Here is a 21,961-nt window from a genome sequence, read left to right as displayed (position 1 = left end):
GCGCAGCAAATTCCCAACATGCACCTTGCCCAAAAATCCCTCTCAAAATTTGTCGAAAAAATCAAAAACAACCCTTGACAACAGTCATACACATTGCTATAATAATCAAGCTGTCCCGCGGCGGAAGCCGCGGCAAGCGCTTCTATCAACAGTTTGTACGCGTTTTTTGAAGAAAACTTCTTCAAAAAACTTTCAGAAAACCCCTTGACAATCAAGCGTTTCTGATATATAATATACAAGCTGTCACGGAGACACGACAGCACAGCAGGACCTTGAAAATTGAACAAAACTGAAACTTGTGGAACCTTGATCGTGGGTTTGGAAACCCACGTAAATCAATTCCAAATTTACAAGTAATTCATACAGGACGCAAGCGATTGTGTCTGAGTGATTACAGCGATTTAACGCTTTTAAATGGCGATTAAATACCATTTATAAAGAGTTTGATCCTGGCTCAGGACGAACGCTGGCGGCGCGCCTAACACATGCAAGTCGAACGGAGCTTAAAGAGCTTGCTTTTTAAGCTTAGTGGCGAACGGGTGAGTAACGCGTGAGTAACCTGCCCTGGAGTGGGGGACAACAGTTGGAAACGACTGCTAATACCGCATAAGCCCACGGATCCGCATGGATCTGCGGGAAAAGGATTTATTCGCTTCAGGATGGACTCGCGTCCAATTAGCTAGTTGGTGAGGTAACGGCCCACCAAGGCGACGATTGGTAGCCGGACTGAGAGGTTGAACGGCCACATTGGGACTGAGACACGGCCCAGACTCCTACGGGAGGCAGCAGTGGGGGATATTGCACAATGGGGGAAACCCTGATGCAGCGACGCCGCGTGGAGGAAGAAGGTTTTCGGATTGTAAACTCCTGTCGTTAGGGACGATAATGACGGTACCTAACAAGAAAGCACCGGCTAACTACGTGCCAGCAGCCGCGGTAAAACGTAGGGTGCAAGCGTTGTCCGGAATTACTGGGTGTAAAGGGAGCGCAGGCGGACCGGCAAGTTGGAAGTGAAAACTATGGGCTCAACCCATAAATTGCTTTCAAAACTGCTGGCCTTGAGTAGTGCAGAGGTAGGTGGAATTCCCGGTGTAGCGGTGGAATGCGTAGATATCGGGAGGAACACCAGTGGCGAAGGCGACCTACTGGGCACCAACTGACGCTGAGGCTCGAAAGCATGGGTAGCAAACAGGATTAGATACCCTGGTAGTCCATGCCGTAAACGATGATTACTAGGTGTTGGAGGATTGACCCCTTCAGTGCCGCAGTTAACACAATAAGTAATCCACCTGGGGAGTACGACCGCAAGGTTGAAACTCAAAGGAATTGACGGGGGCCCGCACAAGCAGTGGAGTATGTGGTTTAATTCGAAGCAACGCGAAGAACCTTACCAGGTCTTGACATCCGATGCATAGTGCAGAGATGCATGAAGTCCTTCGGGACATCGAGACAGGTGGTGCATGGTTGTCGTCAGCTCGTGTCGTGAGATGTTGGGTTAAGTCCCGCAACGAGCGCAACCCTTATTGCCAGTTACTACGCAAGAGGACTCTGGCGAGACTGCCGTTGACAAAACGGAGGAAGGTGGGGATGACGTCAAATCATCATGCCCTTTATGACCTGGGCTACACACGTACTACAATGGCGTTTAACAAAGAGAAGCAAGACCGCGAGGTGGAGCAAAACTCAAAAACAACGTCTCAGTTCAGATTGCAGGCTGCAACTCGCCTGCATGAAGTCGGAATTGCTAGTAATCGCGGATCAGCATGCCGCGGTGAATACGTTCCCGGGCCTTGTACACACCGCCCGTCACACCATGAGAGCCGGGGGGACCCGAAGTCGGTAGTCTAACCGCAAGGAGGACGCCGCCGAAGGTAAAACTGGTGATTGGGGTGAAGTCGTAACAAGGTAGCCGTATCGGAAGGTGCGGCTGGATCACCTCCTTTCTAGGGAGTCAGACATTCAGTCAAAGCTGGACTTTGGTTGAATGGACAGGAAAGCAAGTTTCAGTATTGTTCAATTTTGAAGGCCTTGCAGAAATGCGAGATCTTCAAAGCATAAGGGACAGCGAAACCCGAAACGTGAATAACGCGGGGGTATAGCTCAGTTGGGAGAGCACCTGCTTTGCAAGCAGGGGGTCAAGGGTTCGAATCCCTTTATCTCCACCATTTGGGCTGATAGCTCAGCTGGTTAGAGCACTCGGCTGATAACCGAGAGGTCGATGGTTCGAGTCCATTTCAGCCCACCACAGGTTGCCTGTGAGGGCAACCCACAAATCCCTTATGGAGCTACGCAAGTAGCTGATGTACCTTGAAAACTGAATATAGAACTGCGAAATGAGATTTTATTAGCTATGTAAAATTCCTGATTTTAAATTAAAATCTATAATTTCACCAAGCGGAACTGAAGAACGCAAGTTCGACAGTAAATGGTAAAATCTCGTTGGCAAATGGAGAATCTGAAATAAGATATGTTTATCGAGAGATAAACAACGGTCAAGCTACAAAGGGCGCAAGGAGAATGCCTTGGCACTGGGAGCCGATGAAAGACGTGGTAAGCTGCGATAAGCTTCGGGGAGGAGCAAACATCCTTTGATCCGGAGATTTCTGAATGAGGAAACTCACCGGAGTTCATACTCCGGTATCCTGTACTGAATCCATAGGTGCAGGAAGGGAACCGCCTGAACTGAAACATCTAAGTAGGGCGAGGAAGAGACATCAAACGAGATTCCGTTAGTAGTGGCGAGCGAACGCGGAAGAGGGCAAACCGGGAGGAGAAATCCTTCCGGGGTATGGACCGCTTTTAGGACTTGAGTTGTTAACTGAATGGCATGGGAAGGCCAATCAAAGAGGGTGAGAATCCCGTAGGTGAAAACGACGAGAGCTGCGCGAGTTCCAGAGTACGGCCAGACACGTGAAACCTGGTCGGAAGATGGGGGGACCACCCTCCAACCCTAAATACTACCCAGTGACCGATAGTGTATAGTACTGTGAAGGAAAGGTGAAAAGGACCCCGGGAGGGGAGTGAAATAGAACCTGAAACCTTGTGCCTACAAGCACATAGAGCACATCAACGTGTGATATGGTACTTTTTGTAGAACGGTCCGGCGAGCGATTGTATGTTGCGAGCTTAAGGTCTTAAGGACTGGAGGCGTAGCGAGAGCGAGTCTGAATAGGGCGTTCAGTAGCATGCAATGGGCCCGAAACCGGGTGACCTACCCATGATCAGGCTGAAGTGAAAGTAAAATTTCATGGAGGGCCGAACCGACCTCCGTTGAAAAGGCGGCGGATGAATTGTGGGTAGCGGAGAAATTCCAATCGAACTCGGAGATAGCTGGTTCTCCCCGAAATAGCTTTAGGGCTAGCCTCATATTAGATACCCGGAGGTAAAGCACTGAATGGCCTAGCGCCCGAGAGGGTAGCGAAGCCTATCAAACTAAGAATGCCGGAGTATTGATGTATGGGAGTCAGACAGTGTGAGATAAATCTCATTGTCAAAAGGGAAACAGCCCAGATCTACAGCTAAGGTCCCAAATTGTATCTAAGTGGAAAACGATGTGGAAATACGCAGACAACCAGGATGTTGGCTCAGAAGCAGCCACTCATTTAAAGAGTGCGTAATAGCTCACTGGTCGAGCGTCTCTGCGCGGAAAATTTAACGGGGCTAAGATACAAACCGAAGCTTAGGCTGCATCGTAAGATGCGGGGTAGGGGAGCGTTGTGTAAGCGGAGAAACAGTAGCGTAAGCGGCTGTGGAGTTTACAGAAGTGAGAATGCCGGAATGAGTAGCGCGAATGTGGTGAGAATCCACATGGCCGGAAACCTCAGGTTTTTGGAGGAAGGTTCGTCCGCTCCAAGTTAGGCGGGAGCTAAGGTCAGGCCGCAAGGCGTAGCCGATGCACAGACGGTAGAGATTCCGTCCCCACCGAAAGATTTAAGCACAGGGACACTTTTAGAAGGTCGGAGCCAGGTGTTGGTTCTGGTAGTGATCGAGGGAAATTTAGTACCGAAGTCTGGCTGGATAAGAGGCGAGAAAAGCTGTGTGTATATCTAAGGTGCCCGTACCGCAAACCGACACAGGTAGGTAGGAAGAAGATTCTAAGGCCAACGGGAGAAGGGTTGTTAAGGAACTCGGCAAGTTGACCCCGTAACTTCGGAATAAGGGGTGCTCACGAGAGTGAGCCGCAGAGAATAGGCCCAGGCAACTGTTTACCAAAAACACAGGTTTGTGCTAAATCGAAAGATGACGTATACGAGCTGACGCCTGCCCGGTGCTGGAAGGTTAAAAGGAGATGTGCAAGCATTGAATTGAAGCCCCAGTGAACGGCGGCCGTAACTATAACGGTCCTAAGGTAGCGAAATTCCTTGTCAGGTAAGTTCTGACCCGCATGAAAGGCGTAATGATCTGGGCACTGTCTCAACAGCCCGCCCGGCGAAATTGTAGTACCGGTGAAGATGCCGGTTACCCGCGACAAGACGGAAAGACCCCATGGAGCTTTACTGTAGCCTGATATTGGGTTTCGGTGTTGCATGCACAGGATAGATGGGACGCTGGGAAAGAAGCGCTTTGGCGTTTCTGGAGCGGACGTTGGGATACCATCCTTGCGACATTGGAATTCTAACCTGCGCCTCTGAATCGAGGCGGGGGACATTGTTAGGTGGGCAGTTTGACTGGGGCGGTCGCCTCCTAAAAAGTAGCGGAGGCGTTCAAAGGTTCGTTCGATCTGGACGGAAACCAGATGAATGAGTGCAAACGCATAAACGAGCCTGACTGCGAGACTGACGGGTCGAGCAGAGACGAAAGTCGGAGTTAGTGATCCGGTGGTATGTGAGTGGAAATGCCATCGCTCAACGGATAAAAGTTACCCTGGGGATAACAGGCTGATCTCCCCCAAGAGTCCACATCGACGGGGAGGTTTGGCACCTCGATGTCGGCTCATCGCATCCTGGGGCTGAATTCGGTCCCAAGGGTTTGGCTGTTCGCCAATTAAAGCGGTACGCGAGCTGGGTTCAGAACGTCGTGAGACAGTTCGGTCCCTATCTGTCGTGGGCGCAGGATATTTGAAAGGCGCTGTCCCTAGTACGAGAGGACCGGGATGGACGAACCTCTGGTGCACCAGTTGTCACGCCAGTGGCACAGCTGGGCAGCTATGTTCGGATCGGATAAACGCTGAAAGCATCTAAGCGTGAAGCCGGCCTTAAGATAAGATATCCCACTGAGTCAATCAGGTAAGACCCCTTGAAGACTACAAGGTTGATAGGCACACAGTGTAAGCGGAGTGATCCGTTCAGCTAGCGTGTACTAATAGGTCGAGGGCTTGACCCCATCTTGATCAGATACTCTATTTGCAAAAGCGGTTCGATATTCAGTTTTGAGGGTACATCCTCAACAAAAAGAGAAGCATGACGAAGGTCACGCGTTGGCCGGTGTCGATGACGGTGAGGTTCCACCTGTTCCCATTCCGAACACAGAAGTTAAGCTCACTTGTGCCGAAGATAGTTGGCTGGAAACGGCCTGTGAAAATAGGTAGATGCCGGCTTCTCTTATATGCACCATTAGCTCAGTTGGTAGCGTAATTAACTCGCACTAAAGCTGTGAATGATGAACTTCGACTGAACTATTCAAATTGAGATTTAACGATGTATCGCGTAAATCTCATATATGCACCATTAGCTCAGTTGGTAGAGCAACTGACTCTTAATCAGTGGGTCCTGGGTTCGAGTCCCCGATGGTGCACCAAAAATAGCCTTACGGAAACGTAAGGCTATTTTCATAATGATTGCCGCTTTGTGTGAGTGCTTTCATTGCCGCTGACTTCTGACCGAGTCAGCGGCTCTTTTTGTTTTGTAGGAGAAATGCAAGAACTTTTAGTGTAAGAGATACGGTAGCGTATATGCAGTTGCCAATAAAAGTAAGCAGCAAAATTATTTCCTGAAAACTCAAGCGTTCACCTCCCTCGTAATTTGGAGGCGACAATCAAGAGCAAATTATATCAGAAGGGGAGAGGACTGTCAAAATATGCTCTCCAATTCCTCAATGGCGGTTTGTTGGTACAATACCAATGAACCGCTTTTTTCATGCAAAAATTCTGGAAGCCCTAAAAGGCAACCGTTTATTATAGATTGTATAATACAAAAAATGGAGGTATTTCCCATGAGCATCATTATCGGCATCGACCACGGCTACTACGCCATCAAAACAGCCCACTGCTCGTTCCCGGCAGGACTGACAAGCTACGGAGAACACGAACCCTACACCCGCCAAGGACTCTTAGAGTTTGGCGGGTGCTTTTTTGTTTGTGGCTCCGGGCGGCAGCCTATCCAGCGGGACAAGACCGTAAACGACAACTACTACCTGCTGACACTGGCAGCTATCGCAAAGGAGATTCAGCAACGCGGTTTGCCTCCCGAATGCTCGGTGCGAATTGCGGCGGGTCTGCCGCTGACCAGTTTCGGACGCGACAAACCCAAGTTCAGAGATTATCTGCTGCGGAGCAAGCAGCCGGTGAACTACAAGTTCGAGGGCGTGGAGTACAGCATCACCATCGAAGAAGTTGCCATTTTTCCGCAGGGCTACGCCGCCCTCATGACCGAAACCGGGCTGTTGCAGGACGAGCCATCAATGCTCCTCATGGATTTGGGCGGCTGGACAGTGGACCTTATGCGCATCGACAACGCCATCCCTGCGGCTGACACTGCGCACAGCTTGGAACTCGGCATGATCCGCTGTGTAGATGACATCCGGGAGCAGGTGCGGCGTGAAACCGGGCTGTCCCTCACGGATGCCCAAATCGAAAATATGCTGGCGGGTCACCCCTGCACGGTCAGCGAGGCGGTGCGTGGCATTGTGAATCAGCAGGGGCGCAAGTACACAGAGCATCTGCTGTCTGCCACAATGGAAGCGGGATTCGATTTGCACGCCATCCCCGCCGTGTTGCTGGGCGGCGGCGCATCGGTGGTGAGCCGCCACCTAAGTCCCAAAGACGGCCTTTGTAAGACGATTTTCCTGCTGGACGACAAAGTGAACGCGGTCGGATTCGAGCGTGCGTTGGCCGCCGTGTCGCGCCGCAAAAGCGAGGTATGAAACGACCGCAATATGTTTTCCGCCCGAACCTCAATGAACCGCAACACTGCCGCGCGTGGGCGTTGCTGCAACAGATGCCGCCTGCCAAACGCAAAGAGTTTCTGGTGCAGAGCATCCTTGCGGCAGAACAGACAAATAGGCTGGAGAAAAGCATCCGCAAGGTGGTGCGGGAGGAGTTGCAGGCAGTCAACATAACCAACGCTGTTCCAAGCCCACCGCCAGCGAATGCTATACCAGACTCTGCGCTCGATTTCTTATCTACACTTTAGAGGGGGTGATTCCAATGTTTTAATAATAGGTAGAAAAGCAGAAGGAAAAAGGAGGTTTATACATTATGAACGGTAAAAAAATCTTGTTCGGTGCAGCCTGTGACGGGCTGCTTTTGTTTTTGATGAGGGGTGCCTATTAAGTACGCCCAGAATAGCACCCAAGTCCATAAGGAGCCGGGTGCTTGATTAAATTCATCGATATGTTCTCCGGCATCGGCGGTTTCCGCGAAGGACTGACCCGTGCCGGAGGATTTGAATGCGTAGGACACTGCGAAATCGACAAATACGCCAACCGTAGTTACAACGCCCTGTTTGACACGAAGGGAGAGTGGTTCATTGAAGATGCCCGAAAAGCCGACCCCAGCACCATGCCCGATTTCCAGTTGCTCTGCGGCGGATTTCCTTGCCAGACTTATCCCGAATAAAATAAGAATCCCGAAGCCCAGCCAGGAATCCTTGCAGCGCAAGGATTTCTGCATAAAAACTTCGGGATAATATTTTCACTTGTATTGTTGTTTGCCTCTTAATTTAAGCATCATCTCCTCGTCATCTGTATTCCAGAGTACGTCCGGAATCGTATCGTTTAGCTTGTTTGCTGCTTGCTGAATGGCTTTCCGTTTCATTTCTGTATCAGCATGGGCATAAATTTTTGTTGTTTCAATCTGCGCATGGCCGAGGAATTCGGATACCATAGCCAATGGAACACCGTCTTGGTATAGGTGCATTGCCCGTGTGTGCCGCAGCATGTGGGGATGTACCCGTTCCGGAATGGATGTGCAGACGTGCCGTGCAGATTCTCCATATTTCTTTACAAATGCCGCAACCGTATCAGGAGACATCGGCCTTTGAGGGCCACCATAAGCATAGAACACATAGTCGTCTCGTTTTCTATTTTCTGCCGGATGGAATTTTTTCAGGTAACTGCGAAGGTGCTCCGCTGTTTTCGGCAAAATAGGAACAACCCGTGTCTTGTTTCCCTTACCTGTGAAATAGACACACGGTGAGGTTCTGTGCAGCACTAAATCCTGTATCCTTAAATCCAACATTTCCTGACACCGAGCAGCTGTATCGTACATTAAAACCAGAAACACCATATTCCGGAATCCTGTACGCTTTTTGCAGTTCGGCTGCGCGAGGAAAATAGAAAGTTCTTCTTTTGTGAGATAGCCAACCAAAGCAGGCGGTGGTTTTCGGTATCGAATTCTCTCCACGTCGGCCTGTATTGCAATTACGCGCAGATCTACAATGCCGCCATACCGCACAAAAGAGCGTATTGCGGCAAGCCTTTGCAGCTGTGTTTGTCTACTGCAGTTCCTGACTTTCTCCAACCAGTCCACGAATTCCTGTATGTTTTGGCGGGTGAAATGGCTCCAGTTTACTCGTTGTCTGGGAATATCTTTTGTGCCTTCCAAAAACGTAAAAAGCAGATTCAGAGCATCCTCATAGGATTTTACCGTATTAGAACTGCAGCTTCGGTTTTTCACAAGATAAACATTCAGAAACGAACTTACAACCGTAAAAAACTGAGCATCCTTAACCTTCATCATGCACCTCCGGAAGCAATTTTTCCCATGCAGTACGGTCTACTGTTCCAACACGCTCATAAAAATCAGGAACCATGTGGACATAGTAAAGCGTATCTTCATAACGGGCGTGTCCCATGTATGCGGAGAGAAACGGCAGCATTGCATCAATATCACGGCCTTCTCGCATCCAACGACAGATACATTCCGTTGCAAAAGTATGTCTGAAATCGTAAACCCTAGGTTTAGGTCCCTCAAACGCAGTAATTCCGGCCATACTGAAGCATCTCCAAAACATTTCTTCTGTCCAACGCTTCGTATACGGCCCCTCCCCATCGTATCTCGGAAAAAAGTAATCGCTGTCCGGGTAAATTTCTGAGATCAGGGTGGAATAGCTTCTCATAATCTGAAGCAAATCATCTGCAACCGCAACGACACGGTCCTTGTGCCCTTTGGATTCCACAACGTAGACAGAACCGCGAACCAAGTCCACATTTTCCTTCTTGAGCAGTCTCGCTTCTGCGGGCCGCAATCCGCAGCAATACAGCAATCTGTAAAATACCGGGATAACAAGATGTCTGGCCGGAGCTTTCCCGTGAGGCCGAAAGCTGTCAGCACCGTGGAAGAACGCTTTTATCTCCGCTTCATTGAAGATATGTGGAACATACCTGGGGCCTTTGCTGGTCATGGATATGGGAATCATATATGCTTCTGTTCCAACAGCCCGAAGATACTTTGCAAACTCCCGTATGACCATAATACGATTTCGGTGGCCTGCTGTGTTTTCCGTATCTCGTTTCTCCAGCCATGCAAGTGCGAGTTCACAATCCAGACAATCTTTTTCAGGGAACCTTTCTACACAGAAATCGTCAAACCTCCCTAGAATACGGATACTCTCATTGTAAGGAAAACCAAGACTGTTCTTGTAGCCTACAAAGGCGCGAATCTGTTCTCCAAAACGGCTTTTCAAAGATGGTCTTGTCATAACAAGGCCTCCTGTGCAATGGGAATTGCAGAAATAGTACCTGCGCACACTTTTAATTTCTCTAGGGATGACGCGGTATATTGGCGCAAGGACACAGACGACGAGTGTCCTAGAATATCGCAGATTAGTGGCGCAGGAATATTTGCTTCCAGCAATTGTCTTCCCATTCCTCGCCGGAAAGCATGCGGCCCATTCATCTTCTGGTCCTTTCCCAATGCAATGTGTGCATATTTTGCAATCACCGTCCACATACTTCCAATCTTTGTATAGGGGCGCAGTACCCGCAAAAATATATACTCAGATTTGCACTTGGGCCGGGCATGGAGAATGTAATCGGCAATCGCATTTCCGGTTTTTGTATCAAGCGGTACGCCACAGTCAACAGTCGGCGCGGACGGGTTGGTAAAGAGATTGCGCATACACTTACAACGGGCTGCCAACAAGGCACTGTTGAAGTTCGCCCGGTCAAAAATCCCATCAAGTCCGACCTCGCCCGCAACACCGAACGCACCGGTAAGCCCGGCGCACCCATGCATACACTTACCACAAAAGACCGTCACGGTGTTCTGTGCGAGGGGCGCATCCGCCGCCTGACACCGCGCGAATGCCTGCGGCTGCAGGGCTGGACGGATGACCGCATCGACACGATGCTTGCCATCCAGAGCGATAACCAAGCCTACAAGCAGGCTGGCAACGGCGTCACGGTCAATGTAATCGAAGCCATCGGTCGCCGCATTGCCGCCATGGACGCGGAACTTCGGGGTGAGGCACTTGCCCCTTGATTTCCGCGACCAGTATTTTGGCTGTGAAATTGAGCTGACCGGAATAACCCGCGCCACGGCAGCCCATGCGCTGGCCAATCTGTTTGGAACCCGCGCCGAGCATTCCGGCGGTGGCTACGATGCCTACCGTGTCAAAGATTTGGACGGTAAAGAGTGGAAAATCGTCCGGGACGGAAGTATTCATCCGGAAGGATATCGGCGCTCCTCTACTTCGGGCGAGTATAAAGTCGAGTTGAACTCCCCCAAACTGGAATACGCTGAGATGGAAAAGTTGCAGGAGGTCATCCGCAGCCTGCGCCGTGCAGGCGGAAGGGTCAATTCATCCTGCGGTATGCACGTGCATGTGGACGCCAGCAAGCACACACCGCAGAGCCTCAAAAATGTGCTGTCCATTATGTATTCCAAGGAAGACATTTTGTTTGCAGCCTTGAAAGTAAACCCCAGTCGAATCTCCAGCTACTGCCAGCCGGTGGATGAACCGATTCTGGAAGAAATCCGCAAGCTGCCCAGCGGTGCGAGTATGGATCAACTGAAAGACCGCTGGTATCAAGGGCGGGATGGGAGTGATTATCACTACCATTCGTCACGGTACAGGGCTTGCAATATGCATTCTGTATTCTATCACGGTACAATCGAATGGCGGTTGTTCAACTCCACGCTCCATGCGGGCGAAGCCAAAGCCAACATCATTCTGGCTATGGCGATCTCGGCGCAGGGCATCAACCAGAAGTACACGCAGTTCCGGAAAACGCCCATCGGGGATAATCCGGCGTTCACCTTCCGCACCTTTCTGCTGCGGCTGGGGCTCATCGGTCCTGAGTACAAAAATGTGCGTATGCACCTGCTGAAGAACCTGCCCGGTGACAAGGCGTGGCGGCACGACAAGTCGCTGTATCCCAGCAATCAACCACGGCTTCATACAGATGAGGTCAGATAAGGAGAAACCCAATGTCTCGAAATGAATACTTTGCCTATGGCTCCAATCTGAATTTTGAACAGATGGCCTACCGCTGTCCCGAAGCAACGGTGGTAGGCACTGCCAAGCTGGATGGCTATGAGCTGGCGTTCCGGCGCGGCTTTCTGACGATTTTGCCAAAAGAGGGCGCAAGCGTCGAAGGGCTGATCTGGTCTGTCACCGACCACGACGAATCCCAGCTTGACTGTTACGAGGGCTACCCGACATTCTATGACAAGGAGACCCTAACGGTCACGGATGCAGACGGAACGCCGCACGAAATCATGGTTTACACGATGAACGCACCGTACCGTGACCAGTTGCTCCCGGTCAGCAGCCGCTACAATGCGGTTGTTTTGCAGGGGTGTCTGGATGCGGGCATCTCTCCGCAGCAGTTCTATGATGCTGACGAAAAATACCGCAAAGCCTACAAGGCCAGAGCCGCGCCCTGTCCAAAGAAACACGCTCCCGAACGCTAACCAAGCCCGCTGCAACCCGCAGCGGGCTTTTTCTTTTGCAACAAAAGGAGAACCAGTATGAAAAACAAACACAGAATAAAGCAGGGATTGTCGCTGCTGCTGGCGGGCGCACTGACGTTTACCAATGTTGGCGCAGCGCTACCCGCCTTTGCAGAGGATGCCCCTGCCACGCCGGAGACAGCTTCAGCGGCCACACCGGAAACCGCTGAAGCCAATGTCCCGACACCGAATCTTTCGCAGATCACTGAAAATCTGTACGACGATCTGCCGGACGCGCCTACCGGCAGTTACCTTGGCAGCATGGGTCTGCCCGTGGCAACCGGCGAAACAAAAATCGGTATCTCCGCGTGGGTTTCTGACCTGTATGACGGCGTAGATGCCCATATGGATGCCGATGCGCTGAACGCAGATGAGAACACGGTCACAATCGGCAAAACTCCCGGTACCATTACCACAGGCGGTCACACACAGGACGATACCTACCACCTGAACGGCGGCGACGGTTCTGCCACATGGACGGTTCACTACGAGGTGTCCAAGACCAGCACCAGTACGCTCAGCGGGCAAGAAGGACCGTTCGCCAGCCAAGCCGAAGCGGATGCCGCTGCCGAAGCCGCCAAGAATGCAGCCATCGGGCAGCTGCAGAACGAAGCGCAGGGCATGGTAGATGCCGCTATTGCCTCGGCGCGGGCGCAGCTTGCCAATATTACATTCAGCTATGACGAGGTCACCATCCCGCACGGCTTTGATTCCACGCCCGGTGCGCTGGGCAGCCACCAGACTATTACTGTTCCGGCTAATAGTTCCAATGACTATAAAATGCAGAACGATGAATGGTCGGTAAAGGTCAGCATCGACAAAATCGACAGCGAAACCAAGCAGCGCATCAAGGGCGATGCCGAGTTTAAGATTTTCGAGTGGGATACCGTTCGGCAGTGCTATATCCCGTTTGGCGGATACAACCGGTACAAGGTCGAGCGCCAGAGCGATGGCACTTACAAGGTCATCAACCACAGCAATTATGCCAATGGTTCTGACAATATCTATTACACCCAGCGCAACGAGGGCAAGTTCGTCATCGTGGAGAGCCGCGCACCCAGCGAGTATTACGGCGATTGGACGGATGTGACCAAACCCGGCACGGCAGGCTCTGTTCTGGGCAAGCGGGCGTATGCCTTTGAAATTACCAAAGCACAGGACGGTCAGACGATTTGGCTGGGCAACGCCGATTATAACGCTGACATCAGCACGACCAACAGCGGCGGTACGCTCATCGACACCGGCGAGGGCATCGTAACTATCACTTTTGGCAGTCGCAACGCAGATAAATCTGATTCACTCCCGAAATTCAGAAAGGAAACACGAAAATGAAACGACCTTGGGCTTTTATCTGCGCCAGCGAGGGCGCAACCTCCAAACACCTGCGCAACTATTGCCGTGAAGTCTACCTGCTGGGCTACCTGCCGGTATGCCCTAAATTGCAGGACAGCCAGTATTTGGTGCTGGAAGATGCCGTAGAACGCAGCGAGTACACCGCTATTGTGAGGGATAAGCTGCTGCGCTGCCCGATGCTGGTGGTCTGCAGCCGCAATCAGGATGCAACCACCAACGCGCAGATCGGTTTGGCGCAGAAATACAACCGTATTGTCACAACCTTGGACGGTTTGAAGAAAGCCGTTTCGGAGGGCGACGACCTTGTGTCATGAACCGTTTTGCGGGGTGTCGTGTTTTGCTAGCATAGCGTCTGGTCGACCAGACGCACATTTTGGGGATGCCCCAAACCCCTGCCGTGCGTAAACGCAGATTTGTTGTCTCATTCCATGTCGATGAGAATGAATTATCATTCTTGAATCGGCAGGTTGCGGCCAGCAGTCTGAACCGAGAGGAATACCTGCGCACGCTCATTGCAGGCAAAGAAATCCATCCGCGTCCCTGCACGCACCATGCCGATCTGCTCCGCAAGGTGGCAGGGCTGTGCAACAATGCAAATCAGCTTGCCCACCGTGCCAACAGTACTGGAACAGCAGGGCAGGGGAGTGTGGATGAAATGACCCGGCTAACCCAAGAGGTCTGGCGGGAAGTAAAAGAAAACTGGTAAAGGAGTCACTATGAAAAATGGCTTACACATCCGTGATCCCTGTGCGCCGCCTTGACCGCACAGTGGACTATGTACAGAACAAAGAAAAAACAACACCGAAATCTCTGGAAGAAGCTGTGGACTATGCAGCAAACCGGGATAAAACCGAATCAGCCTGTTTTGAAACGGGACTGGGCTGCACAACCACCAGCGCCTTTGAAGATATGCGATTAAATACGCTTCGCTGGCACAAAGAAACCGGTGTGCAGGGATACCATCTTGTCCAGAGTTTTGCAGAAGGGGAGGTGACTCCAGAACTGGCGCACCAGATCGGTGTCGAGTTTGCTGAGCAGCTACTGCATGGGAAATACCAAGCAATTGTGACAACGCATTTGAACACTAAGCATTACCACAACCACATTGTATGGAGCGCCGTCAGCTTGGAGGATGGGAAAAAGTACCACAGCAACAGCAAAAGCTATTACACTGAGGTACGCGCCCTTTCAGACACGCTCTGCCAAAAGTATGGGCTTTCCATCATTGAAACACCGGAATCGCTGCGAGGAAAGCGGCAATATGAAAAGTGGAGGGCTGAGGAAAACAACAAGCCCACATGGCGCACGGCTATTCGGCAGGATGTGGACGATGCCATTCAGCAGAGCCTTACGTGGCGGCAGTTTCTTTCCGTGCTGGAACGCAAAGGGTATGAAGTCCGCATGGGGCGCAAGTATCCCGTTTTGCGTCCGCCCGGAAAAGAGCGCTTTGTTCGATTCAAAACGCTGGGCAAGCGGTACACGCCGGAAGCCATCCAGACGCGCATCCTGTATCCACAAAGCTACCACCCTTATGTGGAAAATCCACCAACAATCCAACATGGCCGTCTGCACAGCGGGAAGAAGCCTCATCGCAAGCTGACCGGGCTGCGGGTGCTGTATTACCGCTACTTGTACGAGTTGGGCGCACTCCCTCGCAAGCCGCGCCGCCCCAGCTATGCCGTGCGGCAGGATGCCTACAAGTTAGACCAGCGCATCCGACAGATGGAGTTCCTGTCCAGAAACAATATTGATACGCTGACACAGCTGGAAACTCACCGACAAGCCCTGCAAACAGAAATTAGGCAGTTGCTGACAAAGCGTAAGCAACTGCCCAAAACCGATGAAGTACAATCGCAGCATGAATCGGTCAACACCGCCCTAAAACAGCTTCGCCAAGAGGAACGGCTCTGCCGCAAAATCGCAGAACACTCCCTAGAAGTGCAGCAACACCTCACCGAAGCCCGCCGTGACCGCGCCGAACAACAACAGCGCGAACAGGAACACGAGCGTGACCGCCGCCCTAACATTGATTTGACACTATAATCTTGAAAGGAAGGATGCCTATGAAATACCCCAACAAAGACTACATCGAACACCTGCGCCGCAAGTACCCGCCCGGCACGCGGCTGCAACTCAGCTGTATGGAAGATGAGATGGCCGTTCCGCCAGGCTCTATGGGAACCGTTGATTTCATCGATGATGCCGGACAAATCCACATGAATTGGGACTGCGGGCGCAATCTTGCCCTCATCCCCGGCGTGGACTCGTTCAGCCGCTTGCCCTCGCCCAAAGAAAAGGCCGGTGATGCCAGATGAATTACGGCTCTGAACCCGCAGACCAGGTCGTCCGCTACTCGCTGGAGGGTGCAGAGTTTGCCCTGCGCATCTCCGGCACCGCTGCGAAAAACTTCTTTATTTTCGCACAGGCAGTGCTGCACGACAGCAAAAAGACCCACGGCAAAACGCACCTAATCCGCTTGCTGAAAGAGCAGAAGCCGCTGAAATTTTTCACGGTAGACAAAGACCGTATGCACGATTTTGCTCGCGCCGCCAAGGCGCATGGTCTGCTGTTTTGCCCCATCCGTGACAAGATGGACCCCGACCACATTGAGATCGCCATTTTACAGGATGATGCCTCCAAAGCCAACCGCATCATCGATAAGCTGCAACTGGCTATTGTGGACACCGGCACGGCAGAACTTATCGACACTGTGCAGCAGGAGCGTGGTGAAACCGCTCCGGAAACCGAGCGCGTCCAGACCGAGGACGGTGCGGTAGATTTTGAGGTCGGCGCAGACGAGGAACAGTTCAACATGGGTTTTCCGCAGGGCTCGGAGAACGCCAGTCCGTCCGAGCCTTTCTCCGACAGCAGCAAATCTTTTGCAAACTCGCCGTCGCCGCGCGCCGATCAGCTTCGGGCCAAGGGTGAGCGCCCCAGCGTGCGCATGGAATTAAGCGACATCACAGCTTACCTGCGCCGCAAAGTTGAACCGCCGAAAAACCGTATGCCTAGGATGCCGGTAAAAATCAAGCGAAAGGAGAAAACACTGTAAATGGACCTGAATAATTATCTCAACAACGTAGCGCCGTCAGAACCGCAGTATTCTAAGGAAGAATACGCTGCTATGAAGAAAACCGAGCGTGAAGCGGTTTGGGTGCAGGTGGATGCCCGCATGGGTGAGGTGCTGGCAGATGCCTCGACCTTGCAGGGATTTCTCGACTTTATGTCGCAATGCCGCAACTCGCTGCCGAACCAGCTTCTGCTGTCCGGGCAGAACGCCGACATCACGGACGCCCGCACATTCCAGCAATGGAAGGATGCCGGAAGGCATATCCGTACCGGAGAGGAAGGTTACACGGCCATTGTGGGGCAGGTGTACGAGAATAACGGCCGAAAGGCTTCCGGGTATAATATCGGCAAGGTGTTCGACATTACACAGACGCGCGGCAGACCGATACCGCCGCCCGCCGAATACCAAGTGGATGAACTGATCGCCGCGACCATTGAGAGCAGCCCAGTGCCGATTCAGATCTCGGACAGTCTGCCGGACGGCATCCAAGCGCAGTATGTTCCCAAGAACCGCACGATTTATGTCCGCAACGGCATGGATGCAGGCACGACGCTGTGCGCCATCGTCCGGGAATGCGCACAGGCAGATTTTCACAAGGATTACACCTACAACCGCCAAGCCTACGCTGCGCCGAGTTACTGTGCCGCCTACATGGTCGCGCATCGGTATGGGCTTGACACCACCGCTTTCAACTTTGACCGCGTGGTTGCCTTGTATGGCAATCTGGGCAAAGAACAGCAGCGGGGCTTTCTGTCGGATGTGAACACCGTTGGTGGTGGGCTGCTGCGCAGTCTGAGTCGCACGCTGGCTGTACAGACCCGCGAACTGCCCGCCGCAGAATACGCTGTTGCCGTGCCGCCTGCAAAGAAGCCTTCCCGCCAGCAGGAACGCGGCTGATTGTTTTCCGTTTGTTTTCAAATGACGGATAGCTATTGCGGCAGTTCTATGATATGCTGTGAGCAAAGGATGGTGAAAAACAATGACAGAACGTAAAGTTAAACTTGACCGTGCCAACAAAAGCATCCTGCTCCGGGCGCTGGGCGATGTCTACTACGGCCAGCGTGCCAACGGCGGCAGCACCGAGGTGACCGGACGGCTCATCCTGCGGGTGAACGATTTGCCTGCAGGCGGCAAACTGACGCTGACGGCGGCAGAGTATCGGCTGGCAAAAGCAGCCCTCAACCAACTGCGCACCCAACGCTTGGCAGAGGGCGGCTACACTGATGCCGTGGATGACGCGCTGACCCGACTGCTGTACGCCCACACGCCGCTGTTTATCTGGTGAATCCGGCTATGACATGGGAAAAATTCTGGTCGATCATTGACCGAGTCCGCGCCAAAGCGGATATGCAGGATGAAGCGGCCGTGAAACAGTTCCTTTACACGGAACTCATCAAATTGCCGCAGGATGAACTGCTCGGCTTTGATTGCGCATGGCAAAGTTATCGCAATAAAGCCAACTTTCCCAGAATGGTCGCGGCGGCCTGCATCATCAATGACGGCAGTTCGGATGACAGATTTACCGATTTCCGTAACTGGCTGATTATGCAGGGGTACGATGCTTATCGGCAGGCGCTGATTGACCCCGATAACCTTGCGGCGCTCAACATTCCGTTCCGAGATACTGAGTGGATGGGATGCGGGAATGTGGCGTGGTATGCCTACGCGGGGCAGAAGCTGCACACCTATTTTGAAAAGGAAGGAATTGCCGCCAAGTTATTCCGAAAGTATCCGGCTCTGCTGAAATCGTCTGCCGATTTACATCAGGCAATTATGCAGGAACAGCTTGTACCCCACCGTGCGCCGGAAACCGAATGGGAACGACAAATGCTGCGAACGGAAGTCAAGCACTACATAGATACCAGTGGGCTGGCGTACAGCTACAACGAATTCTATACTCAAAATATGCCGGATAAGGTTGCATGGGAAACGCTGCAAAGCGATTTGTTTGCAAATCTGCCGCAAATCAAGGCGGAACGTATGCCGCAGGACTTTTCCGTAGTTTTGCCGAAGTTGTGGAGAAAGCGTCAGGCATGGGATGCTGAGCGTACAAAGCGCCCGCCCTATCGCGGTGAAGAAAGGTAGCCCACCACGCCGGGAAGAAAGAATCCTTGGTGGGTCTGGCTGCTGCCGCTGCCCGTTGTATGGTGGGCAGCGCTGGCGGTGGCTTGCCGCTGGCAGCCGGGCATGAAGATAACGGCTCTGCTGGATGCGCTGAACAGCGCACTGGCAGAGCCGTTTGCGTTGGCGTGGAGTCAAGACAGCCCACGCTTTTTGCTTGTGTTCACGGTGGCTTATGCGGTAGCAGTTATCGTGGCCGTGACGGATCAGAAGAACACCCGCCCCGGCGCGGAGCATGGCTCGGCGGCTTGGGGTGACGTGTTCCGGTTAAACAAGTTCTACATGGACAAGCGAGGACCGAATCTGCTGCTGACCCAACACTTTCACATCGGGATAGATGGCTACAAACATAAGCACAACACCAACATCCTCATTGTCGGCGGCTCCGGCGCAGGCAAGACGCGCACCTACGGTGTGCCGAATGTGCTGGAATGTGCCTGCTCTATGGTAATCACTGACCCTAAGTCGGAAATTTTGCGTAAAACCGGCAATTTGTTGAAGCAGAAGGGCTATGAGGTACTTGTTTTTGACCTTATAAATCCCGCTGCATCGTTCTGTTATAACCCGTTTGTGTATGTACATGATGACCGTGAAGTGCTGACCTTGATTGAAAATCTGATTCAGAACACAACACCATCACATTCAAAAAGCAGCGACCCCTTCTGGGAAAAGTCCGAAACCGCCCTGCTCCAAGCCCTCATGCTATACCTGCTGCACGAAGCTCCGCCCGAAGAACAAAACTTCTCTATGGTGATGGAAATGATCGCCGCTGCTGAAGTCCACGAGGATGATGACAACTACCAATCCCCGCTGGACATCTTGTTCGAGCGCTTGGAAATGCGCGAACCCGACAGCATCGCCTGTAAGCAGTACCGCATTTTCAAGCAAGCGGCGGGTGTTGTATGCTCTAAAAGACTTCTTAATCAAGCAGTTGGGAAGTCTCTTAGAACACACAACCTAAAACCGAAGAAAGGAGCGCAAGTTATGAGAAAAAACGAGAAAATCACTGCTCTGTACGAACGACTGAGCCGTGATGACTTTGGCAAAGATGATGACCAACAGCGTGAGAGCAATTCCATTTCCAATCAAAAAGCTATGTTGGAGGAGTTCGCCGCACGGCAGGGCTTTACAAACATTGTCCATTTCACGGACGATGGCATTAGCGGCACCTGCTTTGACCGTCCCGGATTTTTGGCAATGATGAAAGAAGTGGAAGCCGGGAATGTGGAGTATCTGTGTATCAAGGACATGAGCCGCATGGGTCGTGACTATCTGAAAGTAGGTCAGATTATGGAAATTCTGCGTCAGCGTGGCGTTCGCCTTATCGCCATCAATGACGGTGTGGACAGTGCCAGAGGGGACGATGATTTTACCCCTTTCCGCAACATTATGAACGAGTATTACGCCAGAGACACCAGCCGTAAAATCCGCTCCACTTTCCAGTCCAAAGGCAAGTCCGGCAAGCACCTTACAGGCACGGTCATTTACGGCTATCTCTGGAACGAAGCCAGAGACCAATGGTTGGTTGACCCCGAAGCCGCTGATGTGGTCAAGCGCATCTTTGCCATGACGATTGACGGCTACGGTCCGTATCAGATCGCCAGCAAACTGAAATCGGAAAAGGTGCTTATTCCGTCTGCTTACCTTGCCCAACACGGCGAGGGCGTGAACAAAAACAAGACTTTCAAAGATGTGTACGGCTGGGGTTCTTCCACCATCTGCAACATTCTTGAAAAGCGTGAGTATCTGGGACACACCATCAATTTCAAGACCCGAAAGCACTTCAAGGACAAAAAAAGCCATTATGTCCCGGAGGACGAATGGACAATTTTCGAGAATACCCATGAGCCTATCATTGACCAGCAGACCTTTGACCTTGTGCAGAAAATCCGTGGGAATGTCAGGCGCTACCCGGACGGCTGGGGCGAAGCGGCTCCCCTCACAGGCTTGCTTTATTGTGCCGATTGCGGCGGCAAGATGTATGTCCACCGTACCAACAACGGCAAGCGTATTTCTCAATATACCTGTTCCCAATACAGCAAAGTCCCAGTTGGAAAGCTCTGCACGACACAGCACCGTATCAATGAAGATGTGGTACTGTCCCTTGTTTCCGAAATGCTCAAAGCTATTGCCGAGTATGCCAAGCATGACCGAGCCGAGTTTGTCCGTGTGGTGCAGGAAGCGCAGTCCAGCCAGCTGACCACTGAGGTCAGGAAACAGCGGACACGCCTTGCCACCGCAAAGCAGAGAGTGTCCGAGCTGGAAGTCCTGCTCTGTAAAATCTATGAGGACAACATTTTAGGAAAGCTGTCCGACAGCAGATACGCCACTCTGGACGCTCAATACGAAAAGGAACAGTCCGAGCTTACCGCCGAAATCTCTACTCTGGAAAAGGCTGTCAAGAGCTATGAGAAGCACGAAAAGGACGCTGATCGTTTTATCGCTCTGATTGACAAGTACGAGAACTTCGACAAGCTGACCATTGCCATGCTCAACGAGTTTATCGAGAAAATCCTTGTGCATGAGCGTGACCGCAAAGGCAGTATACAGACCACACAGGAGGTCGAGATTTACTTCAATTTTGTTGGGCGATTCGTTCCCCCGGCGTTTGGAGAAGTGGAGCTGACCCCGGAAGAATTAGAGGAAATCCGCAAGCGTGAGGAACGCAAGGACAGGCTTCATCAGAACTACTTGAAGCGGAAAGCCAGCGGAGCGCAGAAGCGATACGAGGACAAAATCAAGGGGAGAAAAAAGGCAGAAATCGAAGCCAAGAAAGCCGCCATTCGTGCGGAGGACATTGCAAAGGGAGTGTTCGTTCCCGTCAGCAGTTTACCGCAGAGAGAGCCGATGAAAGGAGTACAAACAGCATGAATATCACTTACACACAGAACGGTGATTATCTTATCCCGAACATCATTATCCGCAAGACAAAGCCCCTCGGACACTACGGCAGACTCCGCAAGGCGTATCTGGAAATGCACCGCCCGATACTGTTCAATGAGCTGGTGCTATCCGATAGGCTCTTTGAGCATTGCGCCGAGATTGACGAAGCGGCACAAAACCGAATGGAGCTGATCGTGCCGCAACTGGCAAAGCAGTACGGCGTGACCGAAAGGCTGAAAGCCGAAAACCAAATGGAATGGGTGCGGCAGATGAACGCTTGCAAGGCACAGGCAGAGGAGATTGTGAAAGCGGAATTGATTTACGATTGAGCGAGGAAGTCCGGGCAGAAAACTGTTCGGACTTTTCTCATATAGTCCAAAGTTGCGGTAGAAATGTTCACAAGTTTTATGGTATAATTTGAA

The 21,961-nt window shown here is 51.9% G+C and carries 18 protein-coding genes, 3 tRNA genes, 3 rRNA genes and 2 pseudogenes; 23 read left to right on the top strand and 3 right to left on the bottom strand.

Features of this window, described 5'->3' with window-relative positions; translation table 11 throughout:
• The first annotated feature begins 431 nt into the window (after positions 1–431).
• From OGM67_04935 to OGM67_04895, 9 genes and pseudogenes are all read left to right on the top strand, one after another.
• A 16S ribosomal RNA gene (locus OGM67_04935) occupies positions 432–1,943 on the top strand.
• Positions 1,944–2,089: 146 nt separating this feature from the next.
• A tRNA-Ala gene (locus OGM67_04930) sits at positions 2,090–2,165 on the top strand.
• Positions 2,166–2,168: 3 nt separating this feature from the next.
• Positions 2,169–2,245: transfer RNA gene (locus OGM67_04925), tRNA-Ile, on the top strand.
• Between the two features lie 245 nt (positions 2,246–2,490).
• Positions 2,491–5,322, top strand: a 23S ribosomal RNA gene (locus tag OGM67_04920).
• A 97-nt stretch (positions 5,323–5,419) separates the two neighbouring features.
• Positions 5,420–5,536: ribosomal RNA gene (gene rrf / locus OGM67_04915) — 5S ribosomal RNA — on the top strand.
• The 16S, 23S and 5S rRNA genes sit together here with 3 tRNA genes alongside, the layout of an rRNA operon.
• A gap of 124 nt (positions 5,537–5,660) precedes the next feature.
• A tRNA-Lys gene (locus tag OGM67_04910) sits at positions 5,661–5,736 on the top strand.
• Positions 5,737–6,150: 414 nt separating this feature from the next.
• Positions 6,151–7,080, top strand: a complete 930-nt coding sequence (locus OGM67_04905) for a ParM/StbA family protein (GenBank protein UYJ35665.1) — start codon at positions 6,151–6,153, stop codon at positions 7,078–7,080.
• The gene (locus tag OGM67_04900; GenBank protein UYJ35664.1) at positions 7,077–7,349 is read left to right on the top strand and encodes a plasmid segregation centromere-binding protein ParR; all 273 of its coding nucleotides are present in this window, start codon (positions 7,077–7,079) and stop codon (positions 7,347–7,349) included. Before OGM67_04905 ends, OGM67_04900 begins: the two co-directional genes overlap by 4 nt.
• 200 nt (positions 7,350–7,549) lie before the next feature.
• Positions 7,550–7,765: pseudogene (locus tag OGM67_04895) on the top strand (DNA cytosine methyltransferase).
• An 84-nt stretch (positions 7,766–7,849) separates the two neighbouring features.
• Here OGM67_04895 and OGM67_04890 read toward each other — a convergent pair.
• From OGM67_04890 to OGM67_04880, 3 genes are read right to left on the bottom strand one after another with little or no spacing between them, the layout of a single operon-like run.
• Positions 7,850–8,896 carry a site-specific integrase gene (locus OGM67_04890; protein UYJ35663.1) on the bottom strand — a complete coding sequence of 349 codons (1,047 nt, stop codon included), beginning with the start codon at positions 8,894–8,896 and terminating at the stop codon, positions 7,850–7,852.
• Positions 8,883–9,857, bottom strand: coding sequence for a tyrosine-type recombinase/integrase (locus OGM67_04885; protein ID UYJ35662.1), 975 nt, complete (start codon positions 9,855–9,857; stop codon positions 8,883–8,885). Before OGM67_04885 ends, OGM67_04890 begins: the two co-directional genes overlap by 14 nt.
• Entirely contained in the window at positions 9,854–10,276 is a 423-nt protein-coding gene (locus OGM67_04880) for a tyrosine-type recombinase/integrase (protein ID UYJ35661.1), read from the bottom strand. Before OGM67_04880 ends, OGM67_04885 begins: the two co-directional genes overlap by 4 nt.
• Here OGM67_04880 and OGM67_04875 point away from each other — a divergent pair.
• The 14 genes and pseudogenes from OGM67_04875 to OGM67_04810 all read left to right on the top strand — a co-directional run bounded on the left by OGM67_04875 (position 10,226) and on the right by OGM67_04810 (position 21,868).
• A pseudogene (locus tag OGM67_04875) lies at positions 10,226–10,639 on the top strand (DNA cytosine methyltransferase). The gene OGM67_04880 and the pseudogene OGM67_04875 sit on opposite strands and share 51 nt — an antisense overlap.
• Positions 10,629–11,576: an amidoligase family protein gene (locus OGM67_04870; GenBank protein UYJ35660.1), complete on the top strand. Its 948-nt coding sequence runs from the start codon at positions 10,629–10,631 to the stop codon at positions 11,574–11,576. The pseudogene OGM67_04875 and the gene OGM67_04870 overlap by 11 nt, the downstream one beginning before the upstream one ends.
• Positions 11,577–11,587: 11 nt before the next feature.
• Complete coding sequence (locus tag OGM67_04865) at positions 11,588–12,073, top strand: gamma-glutamylcyclotransferase (protein ID UYJ35659.1); 486 nt, start codon at positions 11,588–11,590, stop codon at positions 12,071–12,073.
• Positions 12,074–12,130: 57 nt separating this feature from the next.
• The gene (locus OGM67_04860) at positions 12,131–13,444 is read left to right on the top strand and encodes a hypothetical protein (GenBank protein ID UYJ35658.1); all 1,314 of its coding nucleotides are present in this window, start codon (positions 12,131–12,133) and stop codon (positions 13,442–13,444) included.
• Positions 13,441–13,779, top strand: coding sequence for a hypothetical protein (locus tag OGM67_04855; GenBank protein ID UYJ35657.1), 339 nt, complete (start codon positions 13,441–13,443; stop codon positions 13,777–13,779). Before OGM67_04860 ends, OGM67_04855 begins: the two co-directional genes overlap by 4 nt.
• Before the next feature lie 83 nt (positions 13,780–13,862).
• Positions 13,863–14,171 (top strand): MobC family plasmid mobilization relaxosome protein, encoded by a 309-nt coding sequence (locus OGM67_04850; GenBank protein UYJ35656.1) that lies wholly within the window; start codon positions 13,863–13,865, stop codon positions 14,169–14,171.
• Positions 14,172–14,188: 17 nt separating this feature from the next.
• Entirely contained in the window at positions 14,189–15,508 is a 1,320-nt protein-coding gene (locus tag OGM67_04845) for a relaxase/mobilization nuclease domain-containing protein (GenBank protein UYJ35655.1), read from the top strand.
• Positions 15,509–15,528: 20 nt separating this feature from the next.
• The gene (locus OGM67_04840; GenBank protein ID UYJ35654.1) at positions 15,529–15,780 is read left to right on the top strand and encodes a DUF4314 domain-containing protein; all 252 of its coding nucleotides are present in this window, start codon (positions 15,529–15,531) and stop codon (positions 15,778–15,780) included.
• Positions 15,777–16,517, top strand: a complete 741-nt coding sequence (locus tag OGM67_04835; GenBank protein ID UYJ35653.1) for a PcfB family protein — start codon at positions 15,777–15,779, stop codon at positions 16,515–16,517. Before OGM67_04840 ends, OGM67_04835 begins: the two co-directional genes overlap by 4 nt.
• A complete protein-coding gene (locus OGM67_04830) occupies positions 16,518–17,432 on the top strand; it encodes a hypothetical protein (protein ID UYJ35652.1) in 915 nt (304 codons plus the stop codon). It abuts the gene before it with no gap.
• 82 nt (positions 17,433–17,514) lie between these two features.
• On the top strand, positions 17,515–17,820 hold the full coding sequence (locus OGM67_04825) for a hypothetical protein (protein UYJ35651.1): 306 nt from the start codon (positions 17,515–17,517) through the stop codon (positions 17,818–17,820).
• Positions 17,821–17,828: 8 nt separating this feature from the next.
• Positions 17,829–18,620, top strand: coding sequence for a DUF4240 domain-containing protein (locus OGM67_04820; protein UYJ35650.1), 792 nt, complete (start codon positions 17,829–17,831; stop codon positions 18,618–18,620).
• A gap of 102 nt (positions 18,621–18,722) precedes the next feature.
• Positions 18,723–21,527: a type IV secretory system conjugative DNA transfer family protein gene (locus OGM67_04815; protein UYJ35649.1), complete on the top strand. Its 2,805-nt coding sequence runs from the start codon at positions 18,723–18,725 to the stop codon at positions 21,525–21,527.
• Entirely contained in the window at positions 21,524–21,868 is a 345-nt protein-coding gene (locus OGM67_04810; GenBank protein UYJ35648.1) for a TnpV protein, read from the top strand. Before OGM67_04815 ends, OGM67_04810 begins: the two co-directional genes overlap by 4 nt.
• The last annotated feature ends 93 nt before the right edge of the window (positions 21,869–21,961 follow it).

This window comes from Oscillospiraceae bacterium (assembly GCA_025757985.1).
Lineage (GTDB): Bacteria > Bacillota > Clostridia > Oscillospirales > Ruminococcaceae > Gemmiger.
The sequence above is the reverse complement of the archived record's forward strand: the minus strand, read 5'-3'. Positions and strand labels throughout refer to the sequence as shown.

Excerpts from the sequence above, each read along its gene's own strand:
- OGM67_04905 (UYJ35665.1), top strand. The coding sequence starts at position 6,151 with ATGAGCATCATTATCGGCATCGACCACGGCTACTACGCCATCAAAACA.
- OGM67_04900 (UYJ35664.1), top strand. The coding sequence starts at position 7,077 with ATGAAACGACCGCAATATGTTTTCCGCCCGAACCTCAATGAACCGCAA.
- OGM67_04890 (UYJ35663.1), bottom strand. The coding sequence starts at position 8,896 with ATGATGAAGGTTAAGGATGCTCAGTTTTTTACGGTTGTAAGTTCGTTT.
- OGM67_04885 (UYJ35662.1), bottom strand. The coding sequence starts at position 9,857 with ATGACAAGACCATCTTTGAAAAGCCGTTTTGGAGAACAGATTCGCGCC.
- OGM67_04880 (UYJ35661.1), bottom strand. The coding sequence starts at position 10,276 with ATGCGCAATCTCTTTACCAACCCGTCCGCGCCGACTGTTGACTGTGGC.
- OGM67_04865 (UYJ35659.1), top strand. The coding sequence starts at position 11,588 with ATGTCTCGAAATGAATACTTTGCCTATGGCTCCAATCTGAATTTTGAA.
- OGM67_04860 (UYJ35658.1), top strand. The coding sequence starts at position 12,131 with ATGAAAAACAAACACAGAATAAAGCAGGGATTGTCGCTGCTGCTGGCG.
- OGM67_04855 (UYJ35657.1), top strand. The coding sequence starts at position 13,441 with ATGAAACGACCTTGGGCTTTTATCTGCGCCAGCGAGGGCGCAACCTCC.
- OGM67_04845 (UYJ35655.1), top strand. The coding sequence starts at position 14,189 with ATGGCTTACACATCCGTGATCCCTGTGCGCCGCCTTGACCGCACAGTG.
- OGM67_04840 (UYJ35654.1), top strand. The coding sequence starts at position 15,529 with ATGAAATACCCCAACAAAGACTACATCGAACACCTGCGCCGCAAGTAC.
- OGM67_04835 (UYJ35653.1), top strand. The coding sequence starts at position 15,777 with ATGAATTACGGCTCTGAACCCGCAGACCAGGTCGTCCGCTACTCGCTG.
- OGM67_04830 (UYJ35652.1), top strand. The coding sequence starts at position 16,518 with ATGGACCTGAATAATTATCTCAACAACGTAGCGCCGTCAGAACCGCAG.
- OGM67_04825 (UYJ35651.1), top strand. The coding sequence starts at position 17,515 with ATGACAGAACGTAAAGTTAAACTTGACCGTGCCAACAAAAGCATCCTG.
- OGM67_04820 (UYJ35650.1), top strand. The coding sequence starts at position 17,829 with ATGACATGGGAAAAATTCTGGTCGATCATTGACCGAGTCCGCGCCAAA.
- OGM67_04815 (UYJ35649.1), top strand. The coding sequence starts at position 18,723 with ATGAAGATAACGGCTCTGCTGGATGCGCTGAACAGCGCACTGGCAGAG.
- OGM67_04810 (UYJ35648.1), top strand. The coding sequence starts at position 21,524 with ATGAATATCACTTACACACAGAACGGTGATTATCTTATCCCGAACATC.